Raw genomic sequence first — 14,034 nt, 5'->3', positions numbered from 1 at the left:
TTCCTATTTGAAATGTGAGCAACGATGATAGACCAACGACGTCGGAAGATGAAGATCCTTCAGCCAACTGGCCGGAGAATGTGTGCCTAGTTCAGCAACGCCGCGCGAAGCTCATACTGAGGATCGGCGACTTGCTCCGGCGTGACAGGTGCTTGTTTGACAAGGAGCTGGCGTGCCAAAGCTTGGTCGTGAACACTGTTGAGGCTCTCGACGGCGCGCAGCCGGCGCTCTGAGAAATGCCATAAGGAGAAAGCGCCGGCTTCCCCTTCACGCCTTACCGTCAGATCGACGCCATCCAGAAATCCGACCCTCTGAAACTTGCAAAGCCTCTGATTCGACCAAAACACCGGGGGGACAATATAGGGCGCGGGAGCCCCGACCAGCGTCGCCGCGGCTGTCGCCGCCTGTCCATGCGCGTTCTGGATACATTCGAGGCGTACAGGAACGCCGAGTTGCACACTTGGAAATGTGGTGCAGTCACCGACAGCAAGGATATCGGGGTCCAAGGTTCTCATGAACGGATCGACGATGATGCCGTTTCCGCAGGCAAGACCGGCATCATGCGCGAGGTCGATGTTGGGGGAAGCTCCGGTCGCAAACAGGCAGATATCTGTTTCAACCCGAAGCCCGTTGGTGAGCGTGACACCGTGGAGACGGCCGGCCATTGCGTGGATTTCTGCAGTCCCGGCTTCGAGGTAGACGTTGACGCCGGCAGTGCGGTGAAGCTGCTCGATTGCCTCCGCGATTCCCGGCGAGCACGAACGGGCCATGAGCCGCCCGTGAAACTCGACCAGCGAAACATGGCAGCCGATGCTCGAAAGTGTCGATGCCATTTCAAGGCCGATAAGCCCCCCTCCCACGATCACCACTTGCTTAGGGGACCGGAGCGCGTCGCGCACAAACCGGGCCTCGTCCAGAGTGCGCAGGTTGACGACGCCATGCGGGATTGCCCCGAAGCTTTTCGGCAGGCTCCTCGCACGCGCGCCTATGGCAAGGACGAGCGAGTCGTAACGAAGCCGCCGACTGTCTTCGAGTTCAACGGCTCGTTCCCGCCGGTCGATCTTCACGCATCTTTTTCCCGAAAGCAGCCGGACATTTGCGTCCGCGAAAAATCGATCCGGGCGCAGCAGGATGTCGTCCGGCGATAGGTTTTGCGTCAAAAAGGCTTTGGAGAGGGGCGGTCTTTGATATGGTAGATCCCGTTCTCCGTTGATCAACGTGATCTGTTCCTGGTAGCCCATCTCACGACATTTTGCCGCGAGCTGAACGCCCGCATGTGACGCACCGACAATGATCAGTCCTCTTGGCACCGGATTCCTCCCATCTTCCTTTTGGACAATGCATCTGAGCCTACGCGCCCAGACCAGCTCCAGCGATGTCGAGGACAGCCGGCGGCATGGCGGCCTCAAACGCCCGCGCGGCACGCAACACCAACTCATCTGCCCGCATAGGACCGACGATCTGAAGTCCTATTGGCAAACCCTCGCTGCTGTGACCGCAGGGAACGGAAACTGCCGGTAGCTGGGTGATATTGAACGGGTAGGTGAACGGGCTCCAGCGGGTCCAGTCCTCCCCCCATTCGTCGACACCCGCAAAGCCCCGCGGCGGCGTATCCATGCCCGCCGGCAGTGCGACCGTCGGCATCTGCGGCGTGATAAGCAGGTCATAGCTCTCAAAGATATGACTGAGCGAGGCGGACAGCTCCACGCGCTTGCGCGTCAGTGCCTCGATCACGCATGCGCCGCTGATCTCTCTACCCCGTTCTGCTGCGCGTGCCATTCCAGGGTCGCAACGCGACCAATCTCCACGCGCATAGTTCCGCAAGAGAAGTGCCGCGCCGGCTTCCCAGAGGGTCGCGAGAATGTCCCTGGGATCCTCAAGCGCCAAGTCTATCTCATCGACTGAAGCGCCAAGCCTGGCAAGTTCCGCAGCGGCATGTTTGACCGCAGATACGATCTCAGGATCGAGATGGTCTGCAAAGCCGAGGTCAATAGAGCAACCGATGCGCAGACCGCTCAGCTCCTGATTGGAGACTTCTTCATAGTCCGGCGGCGCAAGGTTCCATGCCGTCGGATCGCGGTGGTCCGGCTGGCTGATGACGGACAGCATCGTCGCGACATCCGAGACGCTCCTTGCGATCGGACCGACATGCGCGAGGCCACCCATGGCGGACAGGGGGTAAGACGGCACCCTTCCGTAGGAGGGTTTGAAACCCACGACACCACAGAAACTCGCCGGAATCCGAATTGAGCCGGCGCCGTCGGTTCCCAGATGAAGGACGCCCATGCCGAGCAGGGCCGCGACGGCAGCCCCCGCGGAAGAACCGCCGCTTGTTCGCGACAGGTCCCAGGGATTGCGGGTGATACCCGTCAGAGGACTGTCGCCCACACCTTTCCATCCGAATTCCGGCATCGTTGTTTTGCCGAGAAGGACGCAGCCGGCCTCCTTCAGACGTGCGACCGCCGGCGCATCGAAAGCCGCCGGTGTTTTTGCCGTCAGCAAGGAGCCTTGCCGATTGGGAAATCCGCTCCAGGCAATATTGTCCTTGATCGTGGCCGGAACGCCGTCGGCAGGACCTTTTTGATCGCCGCGCCGCCACCGACGCTCCGAGGCTCGGGCGGCTTTCAAGGCGCCCTCGCGATCGACGAAAACGAAAGCGTTGACCATCGGTTCGAACCGATCGATGCGTTCGAGACAGGCGCTCAAAACCTCTACCGGGGAAAGCTCCCCGGAACGATAGCCCTGCGTCAGTGCCTGAGCGGACAAAGATGCTAGATCGGTCATGAGATATCCTTTGGTGACATGCAGATAGGCGCGCGGCCGTCCGCGAATTCTCCGAACAAACGAAGCCGCCTTTCGATCTGACTGACGACGCCGAAGGATTTGAAGCGCCAGATAGCTTTAAATCGACCGGTCCAGAATCATTCGTAGCGAGCGCCGGACCGGGTCCTGTCGGCTCTGCTAGCCAGTGGTCCTTCTGCGTTCGGCAACAGGACTTGAGCCGATGGACCAGTTTCACATCGTCTGAGCCAAATACGCGGGATTCTGGACCTACTCGGAAAAGCAATTGAACGTGATGATCTCGCGAACTGAAATTCGGAGATGCTCATGAACCAGAGTGTTCGATGTCCGGCCCGTCCACATCCTACGAGCAAGGCGAGAGCCGGTGAGGCGCCGCCGCCGGAGACCGTGTCCGTCTACGACCGTCCGACGCCTGACATCCGGCACTGAAACCCACACATGAGGGACCGCCCAACGCGAAGCCCAAGTCGCGCGCATCCAGACATAATCGTTCACGCCGCATAGACAAAAAAGGGGAACCAACTATGCCATCAATGAAAATGCTTCGCAGATCCTTTATCGCCGCGCTCGCGGCTACCGGCGGCATGATGTCCGTGCCGGCATTCGTCCTCGCTGAGGGCGAGGAAGACAAGGACACGCTCCGCGTCGTCATGCAGGGGGATGTTCGGATTGTCGATCCGATCTGGACGACGGCCTACATCGTCCGCGATCACGGCTACATGATTTACGACACGCTGTTTGCGATGGACGCGAACGGCGAGATTCAGCCACAGATGGTGGATCGCTACACCGTGAGTGAGGACAAGCTCACCTACACATTCACGCTTCGCACCGGTTTGCTCTGGCACGACAACCAGCCTGTCACAACGGCTGACATCATCCCTTCGATCAAGCGCTGGGCGGCACGCGATGCCCTCGGGCAAACCGTGATGACCTTCGTCGCGAACATCGATGCTAAGGATGATCTGACCTTCGAGATCAAGCTCAAGGAGCCGACGAGCCTTCTGGTCTTCGCGCTTGGTAAGCCGTCGTCGAACGTACCGTTCATGATGCCTAAGCGCATCGCTGAGACAGATCCGAACACTCAGATTTCCGAGTTCATCGGATCCGGTCCTTTCGTTTTTAAAGCCGACGAATGGCGGCCCGGTGACAAGGCCGTCTACACCAAATTTGAAGGCTACAATCCTCGTTCCGAGGCTCCATCGGGACTTGCAGGCGGGAAGGTCGCCAAAGTCAAGCGCGTGGAGTGGAGGGTGATTGCCGATCAGCAGCAGGCCGTCAATGCACTCCTCAACGGCGAGATCGACATCATCCAACAGCCCGGGCCTGACCTCTTTCCGCTGCTCAAGGACGATCCATCGGTAAAGATAGTCGATTGGAACCCCTACGGCTATCAGTACAATTTGCGTTTCAATCAGGCGGTTAAGTCCTTTGACAATCCAAAGATCCGTCAGGCGGCACTCTATGCGCTGAATCAGGAGGATTTCCTCCAAGCGGCGATCGGCAATCCGGAATTCTATACAACATGCAAAGCCATGTTCGTTTGCGGAACGGCGCTCGAAACGACCGCAGGCATGGAAGACAAGCTTGATTCGAACTTCGAGAAGTCGAAGCAGCTTTTGGCAGAAGCTGGCTATAAAGGAGAACCTGTCGTTCTTCTTCATTCAACCGATCTCCCGGTACTGACCAATATCGCACCGGTGGCAAAGTCACTTCTTGAGCGTGGCGGCTTTGTGGTCGATATGCAGTCGATGGACTGGCAGACCGTTCTTTCGCGCCGCGTTCGAAAGGATCCGCCGTCCCAGGGGGGTTGGAACGCAATGGTGACCTATTGGTCGTCCGCCGACGTTCTGAACCCCGTAATGGGCGCCTTTTTCAATGCCTCGGGCGACAAAGCGGCCTTCGGCTGGCCAAACGACCCGAAGATGGAGGAGCTGCGTCGACAATTTGCTCTCGCGGGCACGCCGGAAGAACGCAAAAGCACTGCCGAAGCTGTGCAGCTTCGTGAGGCGGAAAGTCCGACACATATCGTTCTCGGGCAATTCAACTTGCCGGGAGCCGCCCGATCGAATGTGGCGGGATGGATTCCGGCAGCAGCGCCTGTGTTCTGGAACATCGAAAAAATCGACGAGTGAGAAAAGTCGGTCGGCCGGCGATCAGGCCGACCGTCTTCCCTCCCTGGAAAGGCGTATGTCCCATGATTCAATATACTCTTCGTCGACTTGCTGCGACTGTGCCGGTAATGCTGGTTGTGGCAGCGCTGGTGTTCCTGATGCTGCGACTGACACCTGGAGACCCTGCCGCCATCATTGCCGGCGACAATGCCACACCGCAGCAGCTCCTGGAGATTCGCCAGAAGCTCGGTCTGGAAGAACCGGTCGTCACCCAATATTTCGTTTGGCTCGGTCAGATCGTCACTGGCAACTTTGGCGACAGCTTCTTTTTTAAGAAAACGGTCTGGGACCTCATTTCGGATCGGATCGAACCGACACTATCCCTCTCTGTCGTGACCATTCTTCTCGCGGTCACGGTCGCGATCCCGCTTGGCGCGATAGCGGCATATCGACAAGGTACGATCGTGGATCGGGTTGTCATGAGTGTCTCTGTGCTCGGATTTTCGATCCCGGTGTTCGTTATCGGGTATCTGCTGGTCTACGTGTTCGCGATCGAACTGAAATGGCTCCCCGTCCAGGGTTATCAGAGAATTACGGGGGGGATCGGTCCCTGGTTCAAGAGCCTTGTTCTGCCGGCCATAACATTGTCCGTTATTTACATCGCGCTAATCGCTCGCATGACGCGGACGAGCATGCTGGAGGTCCTCTCCGAGGATTACATCCGCACTGCCCGGGCGAAGGGGCAGACAGAAGCGAAAGTGCTCTTCGGACACGCGCTTAAGAACGCCGCCGTGCCCATCGTTACGGTGGTAGGGCTTGGTGTCGCGCTGCTCATCGGCGGTGTCGTCGTGACTGAAAGTGTCTTCTCCATACCCGGCCTCGGACGCCTTACCGTGGATGCAGTGCTCGCCAGAGACTTTCCGGTGATCCAGGTAATCATTCTTCTTTTCGCTTTTGTCTACGTCCTGATCAACCTGATCGTAGATCTCTCATATACGATCTTTGACCCGAGGATAACTCATTGACCGCACACACCTCAGTCCGCTCCTTGCCTGAACCGGAAATCAAGCCCCTCAGCGTGCGTTCCGCGCTCGTTTACAAACTCCTCCGCAACCCTTCTGTTGTGATGGGTTTGATTATCGTGCTCGTGATGCTCGTCGTCGGCCTTGCCGCACCGCTTCTAGCGAGCGTCGATCCTATCGCGATCGACCCAACGGCCAGAAACCGCTTCCCCATGGCGGAAAGCAGTCACCGGCTTGACGACGGGACGCGTTCAACCGTCGCGCACCTGATGGGCACTGACTCGCTCGGGCGGGATGTCTACAGCCGCGTTCTTTACGGCGCCCGGGTCTCTCTGCTCGTCGGTATCACCGTGGCGGTCGTGTCGATCACTCTCGGATTAGCGATCGGTCTGATCGCCGGCTATTTCCCGTGGCTCGACAGGATCGTCATGCGGATCATGGACGGTCTGATGGCGATTCCAGCAATTTTGCTTGCGATCGCGCTTGTCTCTTTGTCGAGTGCGGGCATACTGACGGTCATCGTCGCCATCATAGTTCCTGAAATCCCGCGTGTCGTCCGGTTGGTCCGTTCTGTTGTGCTCTCTGCGCGGCATGAACCCTATGTCGAGGCCGCCGTTACGGTCGGGACCCGTACTCTCCCTCTTCTAATCCGGCACATCCTGCCGAATACGGTCGCGCCTTTGATTGTCCAAGGCACCTTTATCTGCGCTTCGGCAATCTTGGTCGAGGCTATCCTGTCGTTTCTCGGCATCGGCATCCCGCCAGAAATACCCACCTGGGGAAATATCATGGCGGAGGGACGGCAATTGTTCCGGCTCTTCCCGCACAATATTCTGTTTCCCGGGATTTTTCTCGGCCTGACGGTTCTTGCAATCAATATTCTCGGCGACGGTCTTCGCGACGTGCTCGACCCCAAGATGGAGAAACGCGCATGAGTGTGCCGCTACTTGAAATCAGGAATCTCGCAGTTGAACTGCCGCAGTCCGCCGATCGCCCGCATGCGATCGAGGCCATCTCGTTCACGGTTGGGGCAGGAGAAATCGTTTGCGTCGTGGGAGAGTCCGGTTCGGGCAAGTCCGTCACGTCGCACGCTGTCATGGGCCTGCTTCCGAAAGGATTGACGGTGGGAGCAGGTGAAATCTTGCTTCAGGGCGAAGACGTGCTCAAGGCCTCCCCCGCGCGTCTTCGCGCGCTTCGCGGAACTCGCATGGCCATGATCTTTCAGGAGCCAATGACTGCTCTCAACCCGGTCGTCCCTTGCGGCGAGCAAATTGACGAGGTCCTGCGAATCCATACCGATCTCAATCCCGCTGAGCGAAAAGAGAAAGTGCTCGCGATCATGGAAGCGGTCCACCTTCCTGATCCGCAACGAATGTACGCGTCCTATCCCCACCAGCTCTCCGGTGGTCAGCGCCAGCGCATCATGATCGCCCAGGCGCTAATTCTTGATCCCGCGTTGTTGATCGCCGATGAGCCAACGACCGCGCTTGACGTGACGACGCAGGCACAGATCCTCAAGCTTATCGCGGAGGTGCAGCAGCGCCGCGGAACGGGTGTGCTTTTCATTACGCATGACTTCGGTGTAGTCGCCGACATCGCTGACCGCGTTGTTGTTATGCAAAGAGGGAAACTGGTGGAGCAGGGTGGCGCTTCCCAAGTGTTGAGATCGCCAGCGCAACCGTACACCCGGATGCTGATTGACGCTGTCCCGAAACTCAATCCCCCGAACCGAATCGAAAATACCGGGCCAATCCGACTGGAGACGGTCAAGCTCTCGAAATTCTACGGCGCACCCCGTTTGATCAAGGAGGGCGCCGGGGTCCATGCGGTGAATTCCGTCGACTTCAGGTTGCGAGCCGGTGAAACGTTGGGCATTGTCGGCGAGTCAGGCTCCGGAAAGTCAACCGTTGCGCGCTGTATTGCGCGGCTCGTCAATCCTACGTCCGGGGCGATCATTACCGGCGAGGCGGACATTGCGAATCTTCCTGAAAGGCATTTGCGGGCACATCGCCAACGCTGTCAGATCGTCTTCCAGGACCCATACCGATCCCTCAATCCACGCCGCACCGTGGGAGCGTCCATCGTCGAGGGGCCAATCAATTTCGGTGCCACGTCGGACCACGCGCGCGCCCGAGCGCGCGAATTGATGTCTCTCGTCGGTCTTTCACCCGACTCGCTAGATCGCTATCCGCATCAATTCTCGGGTGGCCAACGGCAACGCATCTGCATAGCGCGCGCCTTGGCGATGGATCCAGAGATCCTCATCGCCGACGAGGCCGTTTCCGCACTCGACGTTTCCGTTCAGGCGCAGGTGCTCGAGCTCCTTGAAGACGTGCGGCGAAGGTTCAACCTTGCCATGTTGTTTATCACACATGACCTGCGTGTCGCAGCTCAGATTTGCGATCGTATCCTTGTCATGAAAAGCGGCCGCGTGATTGAACACGGCCCGACTGCAGAGCTCTTTGCGACACCAAAGGACCCGTACACCAAAGCGTTGTTCGAAGCCGCTCCCGGTCAGGCATTCGAATTCGCCAGCGCATCTCCGGTATGAACTCGAAAGGGTTACGAAATGAAATATCCAGACGGTCTCTCTGCTTTTCCAATTACTCCGGCCAACGTCGACGGCAGCGTAGATCTGGGTGCTCTTCGTCAAGTGCTCAGCCCGCTCCTGGATGCCCGAGTTGACTCCATCGGGCTTCTGGGCAGCACCGGCACCTATATGTATCTGTCGCGTGAAGAGCGCTGTCGTGCCATCGAAACTGCAGCAGATATGTCGGGACCTGTACCGATCATCGCCGGCATCGGCGCGCTCAGAACGGACGACGCGGTGCGGTTGGCTCAGGACGCACGGTCAGCAGGCGCATCGGCCGGCCTTCTCGCACCCGTCTCCTACACACCACTGACCGACGACGAGGTGTTCGAGCATTTCTCCACTGTCGCACGTGAGAGTGGACTGCCCCTCTGCATATACGACAACCCAGGCACCACCCATTTTAAGTTCACGTCCGGGCTTATCGGTCGTCTGAGCAGGATCGAGCGCATTGTGGCCGTCAAAAGCCCGGCGCCCGAGCCCGCCGGGATCAAATCGCATCACGCTGAGCTAAGGGCGGCAGTTCGCGACGGCTTCTCGCTCGGCTATAGCGGCGATTGGAATTCCGTAGAGGGCCTGATCGCCGGCGCATCGACCTGGTACAGCGTCCTGGGGGGCCTATTTCCGCACACCTGCCTCTCGATGGTTCGTGCGGCGCAACGAAATGACGCTGATGAGGCCCGACGACTTAACGCGACGCTTGAGCCGGTCTGGTCGCTGTTCAAAGAGTTCTCAAGCCTGCGGGTGGTCTATACGATAGCCGAGCTCAATCACGCTATACACGCAAAGCCACCTCGGCCGATCCTGCCTCTCGCGCCGTCGGCAAGAGCGAAAGTCGAGGCTGCGCTCGCCGGCCTTCCTTCTGGCCTTCGCTGACGGGCGAACCTCATCAGACGCCTGATCCTATCATCCACCCCGCCTCTTCGGGCGGCCATCGAACAAACAAGCAGGACAGACGCCAGGCACACTCGCCTGAACGGTGCGAGCCATCGATTGGCTCCCCTTCAGCAATGAAGTGACGGCGAGCGAGGACAATTATGATGAAAGTGCTCGAGGGCGAATACGACTATATCGTCGTGGGTGCTGGGACAGCCGGCTGTATCGTCGCCAACCGGCTTTCGGAGGATCGCCGAAAGCGCGTGCTACTATTGGAGGCCGGCGGCCGGGACAACTGGATCTGGTTTCATATTCCTGTCGGATACTTGTTCGCGATCGGCAACCCCCGCGCCGACTGGCTGTTCAAAACCGAAGCGGAGCCGGGCCTCAACGGCCGAGCTTTAGCCTATCCGCGCGGAAAGGTGATAGGTGGTTCGTCCGCGATCAACGCCATGATATCGATACGTGGTCAGGCCGCAGACTACGATCATTGGCGGCAGTTGGGACTGAACGGTTGGGGATGGGACGACGTCCTGCCGGTTTTCAGGCGCTTCGAAGACCATTTCCTCGGAGAAACTGAACATCATGGGGCCGGCGGCGGATGGCGGATCGAGGCTCCCCGCATTTCCTGGAAGGTTTTGGACGCGGTCGCCAGCGCGGCCGCCGATATGGGCATTCGAAGCGTCCCCGACTTCAACACAGGCGACAACGAGGGGACCGGCTACTTTCACGTCAACCAGAAATGTGGACGTCGCTGGTCGTCGGCTCGCGGGTTCCTCAAACCTGCGCTGTCACGCCCGAACCTGCGCCTCGAAACCCATGTCACCGTCGAACGTCTGGTCATCGAGAACGGTCGGGCGGTCGGCGTCGAATTCTCGCGCGGAGGCGAAGTCTTGCAAGTGCGGGCCAGTGGCGAGGTCATCCTTTCGTCCGGATCGATCGGGTCGACGCAAATCCTGCACCGTTCCGGAGTGGGCCCCGGCGAGTGGCTCGCGCCGCTTGGCATCGACGTTCGCCTCGACAGACAAGGGGTCGGGCGAAACCTCCAAGACCACCTCCAGCAACGGGCGATCTATAGAGTTCACGGTATCCGGACGCTCAACGAAAGTTATTACTCGCTGGCTTATCGCGCGTGGATGGGAGCCGATTATGCGCTGCGCCGCCGCGGACCTCTCACGATGGCACCATCGCAGCTGGGGATATTCACCCGCTCGGACGCCAGGCAGGAGCGTGCCAATATCCAGTTCCACGTTCAGCCGCTGTCCTTGGAAAAATTCGGCGAACCCCTGCACCGGTTCCCGGCCATCACTGTGGCGGCATGCAATTTGCGACCGACGTCTCGCGGAACTGTTCGACTGAAATCGAGTGCGGTTTTCGAAGCACCGGAGATCAGACCCAACTACCTCTCCACAGACGAAGACCGGCAGGTGGCGGCCGACGCGATCCGCGTCACCCGCAAGCTCATGGCTCAGCCGACCCTACGGCCCTACCGTCCCGAGGAATATCTTCCCGGTCGCGCGGTGGGCGACGATGAGGCATCTCTCGCAAAGGCCGCCGGCGACATCGGCACGACGATCTTCCATCCGGTCGGAACGGCAAAAATGGGATTGGCGAGCGATCCGATGGCCGTGGTGGACGATCGCCTTCGATTCCATGGGGTCGATCGGCTTCGTGTGATCGACGCATCGATCATGCCTACAATCACGTCCGGGAATACGAACACTCCGACGGCCATGATCGCCGCGAAGGGAGCAGCCATGATCGTGGAAGAGGATCTCGCCTGATCCACAGCCACCGCTTCCGTGTGTTACTGTGCGGGCTCGTATGTGTCACGATCAGCAAATACCCGTATTAACCTTCTGGGGCTGGTCATCGTCTTCGCCTTCAAACTGCGGGGCTACTTGATGCAAGGCCTGACCATGGGCTCCGTGACGTGACAGGCATGGTTGGTGCCATCGCTCGGAGAAGGGCATCCGCAATATCACCAAGCGCTATGGCGCTCTGACGGTGGTCCCTCAGCATTCTTTCAAGACAGCGGTCGTGATCGTGGGCGCCCCCGAGTCTTTCTGTTCGACGAGCCGTCATCCAATCTCGACGCCGGGGTGCAGATGCGGGCCGAGATTAAGGCCCTGCACCAGAGGCTGAAAATCGTCACTGTTTGTGTAACGCACGATCAGAAGCAACGCTATTCGGCGCCTTGCTCCTTGAGAAGGCGATAGAGGTGTGCACGGCTGATGCCGAGCAATTCGGCCGCGCGGCTTTTGTTGCCTTGCGTTTGTTTGAGAGCGGTACGAATCTCCGCGTCCGTTTGGGATTGTATTCTCTGTTTGAGAGACGTCGTTGGGGCTGGCTGAGCCGGGTTTGAGGAAGGTTCCGTAACAGAAATGGAAAGCTTGCCGGTGATGAGCATCCGCGTCAGCCCGTTTTCCAGCTCGCGCACGTTCCCCGGCCAGGCGTATCCGAGCAGTAGTTTGCGATCTTGGGCCGTCAAGTTTGGCGTGGGCTTTCCAAGCCGGCCTGCGATGCGCGCAAGCAAGCGCTCGGCAAGATATGGAATGTCTTCTCTTTCTCGCAGGGGAGGGACGTTTATCGACAGCACATTCAGCCGGTGATAAAGGTCCTCACGAAAGCGGCCCGCTCTCACCAGGTCAAGAAGAGGTTTATTGGTCGCGCAGACTATGCACAAGTCGATGCTGACCGGATTGGTGCCGCCGACGCGCACGATTTCGTTCATCTGGAGAACGCGCAGCAGACTGCCCTGAAGCGCAAGCGGCATGTCGCCGATCTCGTCAAGGAAGAGCATGCCGCCTGTGGCAAGCTCGAACTTGCCTGGTTTGCCCTGGCTGCGCGCGCCGGTGAAAGCACCACCTTCGTAACCGAAGAGTTCGGCTTCAATGAGCTCGCTGGGAATGGACGCGCAGTTGACCCACACAAACGGCCCGGCACACCTGTCCGACAGTGCATGAAGCGCATGCGCGGCCAGTTCCTTGCCCGCGCCGGTCTCGCCACAAATCATCACGGGCAGCTCGTAGGCAGCGGCCACCTTGATGGCGTCACGATAGGAATCCATCAACTCGCCCGTGCCGATGATGTCATTCAGGCTGAACTTCGATTGCCAGGATCTGGGATTATGCGGAATGGCGAGTTCCGCCTTCGATATGCGGCTGTAGGTCTTCTTCAAGGCATCGTAGTCGGAAAAGAGGGCAAGGCCGACGGCGCCGATGATCTTGCCGTCCCGGTGCACCGGCACTTGCTTCGTCACCAATTTGTGGCCCCGCACCTCGAGCGGATAGCCGACATGGGTGCCGATCCCGCGTGCAACGAAATGAAGCTTAGTCTGCGGCCCAACCACATCGGTTATGTGGCGCCCAAGGAAGTCATCGGCCTCCCCTCCGAGCAGCCGGCAGTAGGGCTCATTGATCAGGACGATTGTTCCGGCAGTATCGACCGCGACGAGGCAGTCCGAGACATGATCGAGCACAAGCCGAAGAAACCCAGCTTCTTCCGATGAACCCGAGAACCACTCCGGAAGCGTCATCTAAGCCTGCCTTGGTTGGAACCCCGATGAATTGCGTCACCGGTACACTAGCGGCTGATCGTCTCTAAAGCGAGACAAATTATGTCTCCCTTAGGTGACAGTGTGGCGCTGGAGGCTGACGTATAAACGCCTTCTGAGGGGCCAAGCCCCCTCGAAATTTACGCATGTTTCCAGCGCATTAATCAATGTTCTCCTCGAACGCCGCGAACTGGCCCGACCCTTGCGATGCTCCCGGTGTAAAACCGGAAAGGGGAGCAGAAATGATGCATATCGAAACCATGATGATTGGCGATACGGTTGTCCAGCTGTCGGGCGCAGGTTCGCCGCTCGTGTTCGTGCACGGGTTCACGACCACCGCCGAATTTTGGCGGGAGCAAGTTGAGGCGTTCTCGTCCCGTTACAGGGTCATCCGCATCAATCTTCCAGGACACGGTGTATCGCCACGACCAGACGGACGCAGCTACACGATCCCGGCCTTCGCGAATGACATCCTGGCGGTCTATCGCGCACTCGAAATCGACGAGGCCATTCTCGTCGGTCTCTCGATGGGCGGAACCGTGGTGCAGAGCTTCACCCTTTCCCACCCCGAGCGTGTCCGCGCGCTCGTCCTGGTCGGGGCCACACCCCACGGACTTGGAGAGGATGTCAACGTCGACAATGTGCTCATGGCAATTGATGACCTCGGCGTTGTCCAGGCAAGCCAGAATGTCATCGACCGGTCGTTCGGCAGTTCGGCAAGCCGCGAACTCGTCGAATTTGCCAGACAAGAGGTCGCGCAGACGCCGGCCTTCGTGGCGCGGGAGGCGATTGCCTCGCTCAATGCCTCGGACAGCCGGGCCAATCTTCGCGATATCGGCGTCCCCACGCTGGTCGTGGTCGGGAATGAGGACATCATCACGCCACCTGGCGAATCCGTTATCCTCGCAGAGGGGATTCCGGAAGGCCGCCTTGAGGTTATTGCGGACGCGGGTCATTTCCCGATGCTCGAGCAGCCTCAGGCCTTCAACCATGTCCTCGAGAGCTTTCTCGGGGACTGCGATCCTCGTTCTTTTCGGTCGAGTGGCGCAGGCCTCTCGCGTCAAGCCGTTTGAC

10 protein-coding genes and 2 pseudogenes are annotated in these 14,034 nt (G+C 59.1%); 8 read left to right on the top strand and 4 right to left on the bottom strand.

Annotation, left to right across the window (positions count from 1 at the left end; translation table 11 throughout):
* Window positions 1–86: 86 nt before the first annotated feature.
* The gene (locus BN1800_RS23110) at window positions 87–1,439 is read right to left on the bottom strand and encodes an NAD(P)/FAD-dependent oxidoreductase (RefSeq protein ID WP_084606531.1); all 1,353 of its coding nucleotides are present in this window, start codon (window positions 1,437–1,439) and stop codon (window positions 87–89) included.
* Window positions 1,351–2,784 carry an amidase gene (locus tag BN1800_RS23105; protein ID WP_027511301.1) on the bottom strand — a complete coding sequence of 478 codons (1,434 nt, stop codon included), beginning with the start codon at window positions 2,782–2,784 and terminating at the stop codon, window positions 1,351–1,353. Before BN1800_RS23105 ends, BN1800_RS23110 begins: the two co-directional genes overlap by 89 nt.
* 542 nt (window positions 2,785–3,326) lie before the next feature.
* On the opposite strand from BN1800_RS23105, the gene BN1800_RS23100 reads away from it, so the two are divergent.
* From BN1800_RS23100 to BN1800_RS42670, 7 genes and pseudogenes are all read left to right on the top strand, one after another.
* A complete protein-coding gene (locus BN1800_RS23100; protein ID WP_084606530.1) occupies window positions 3,327–4,937 on the top strand; it encodes an ABC transporter substrate-binding protein in 1,611 nt (536 codons plus the stop codon).
* A 62-nt stretch (window positions 4,938–4,999) separates the two neighbouring features.
* Entirely contained in the window at window positions 5,000–5,941 is a 942-nt protein-coding gene (locus BN1800_RS23095) for an ABC transporter permease (protein ID WP_027511299.1), read from the top strand.
* On the top strand, window positions 5,938–6,873 hold the full coding sequence (locus tag BN1800_RS23090; protein WP_375714162.1) for an ABC transporter permease: 936 nt from the start codon (window positions 5,938–5,940) through the stop codon (window positions 6,871–6,873). The genes BN1800_RS23095 and BN1800_RS23090 overlap by 4 nt, the downstream gene beginning before the upstream one ends.
* The gene (locus BN1800_RS23085; protein WP_027511297.1) at window positions 6,870–8,489 is read left to right on the top strand and encodes an ABC transporter ATP-binding protein; all 1,620 of its coding nucleotides are present in this window, start codon (window positions 6,870–6,872) and stop codon (window positions 8,487–8,489) included. The genes BN1800_RS23090 and BN1800_RS23085 overlap by 4 nt, the downstream gene beginning before the upstream one ends.
* Window positions 8,490–8,507: 18 nt before the next feature.
* A complete protein-coding gene (locus BN1800_RS23080) occupies window positions 8,508–9,404 on the top strand; it encodes a dihydrodipicolinate synthase family protein (RefSeq protein ID WP_027511296.1) in 897 nt (298 codons plus the stop codon).
* A 161-nt stretch (window positions 9,405–9,565) separates the two neighbouring features.
* On the top strand, window positions 9,566–11,188 hold the full coding sequence (locus BN1800_RS23075) for a GMC family oxidoreductase (RefSeq protein ID WP_027511295.1): 1,623 nt from the start codon (window positions 9,566–9,568) through the stop codon (window positions 11,186–11,188).
* 270 nt (window positions 11,189–11,458) lie between these two features.
* Window positions 11,459–11,581 (top strand): annotated as a pseudogene (locus BN1800_RS42670) (sugar ABC transporter ATP-binding protein); the annotation flags it as partial.
* A gap of 8 nt (window positions 11,582–11,589) precedes the next feature.
* On the opposite strand, the gene BN1800_RS23065 reads toward BN1800_RS42670, so the two are convergent.
* The gene (locus BN1800_RS23065) at window positions 11,590–12,585 is read right to left on the bottom strand and encodes a sigma-54 interaction domain-containing protein (protein ID WP_244564608.1); all 996 of its coding nucleotides are present in this window, start codon (window positions 12,583–12,585) and stop codon (window positions 11,590–11,592) included.
* Window positions 12,586–12,783: 198 nt separating this feature from the next.
* Window positions 12,784–12,942, bottom strand: a pseudogene (locus BN1800_RS42665) (sigma-54 interaction domain-containing protein); the annotation flags it as partial.
* Between the two features lie 260 nt (window positions 12,943–13,202).
* Between BN1800_RS42665 and BN1800_RS23060 the strand changes: the two are divergent.
* Entirely contained in the window at window positions 13,203–14,033 is an 831-nt protein-coding gene (locus BN1800_RS23060; protein WP_027511293.1) for an alpha/beta fold hydrolase, read from the top strand.
* Window position 14,034 lies beyond the last annotated feature (1 nt).

This window comes from Rhizobium sullae (assembly GCF_900169785.1).
GTDB lineage: Bacteria > Pseudomonadota > Alphaproteobacteria > Rhizobiales > Rhizobiaceae > Rhizobium > Rhizobium sullae.
The sequence above is the reverse complement of the archived record's forward strand: the minus strand, read 5'-3'. Positions and strand labels throughout refer to the sequence as shown.

What these genes read in the sequence shown, in the direction of transcription:
- BN1800_RS23095 (WP_027511299.1), top strand. Translation starts at nt 5,000, where the DNA reads ATGATTCAATATACTCTTCGTCGACTTGCTGCGACTGTGCCGGTAATG.
- BN1800_RS23085 (WP_027511297.1), top strand. Translation starts at nt 6,870, where the DNA reads ATGAGTGTGCCGCTACTTGAAATCAGGAATCTCGCAGTTGAACTGCCG.
- BN1800_RS23100 (WP_084606530.1), top strand. Translation starts at nt 3,327, where the DNA reads ATGCCATCAATGAAAATGCTTCGCAGATCCTTTATCGCCGCGCTCGCG.
- BN1800_RS23110 (WP_084606531.1), bottom strand. Translation starts at nt 1,439, where the DNA reads ATGAGTTGGTGTTGCGTGCCGCGCGGGCGTTTGAGGCCGCCATGCCGC.
- BN1800_RS23080 (WP_027511296.1), top strand. Translation starts at nt 8,508, where the DNA reads ATGAAATATCCAGACGGTCTCTCTGCTTTTCCAATTACTCCGGCCAAC.
- BN1800_RS23075 (WP_027511295.1), top strand. Translation starts at nt 9,566, where the DNA reads ATGATGAAAGTGCTCGAGGGCGAATACGACTATATCGTCGTGGGTGCT.
- BN1800_RS23060 (WP_027511293.1), top strand. Translation starts at nt 13,203, where the DNA reads ATGATGCATATCGAAACCATGATGATTGGCGATACGGTTGTCCAGCTG.
- BN1800_RS23105 (WP_027511301.1), bottom strand. Translation starts at nt 2,784, where the DNA reads ATGACCGATCTAGCATCTTTGTCCGCTCAGGCACTGACGCAGGGCTAT.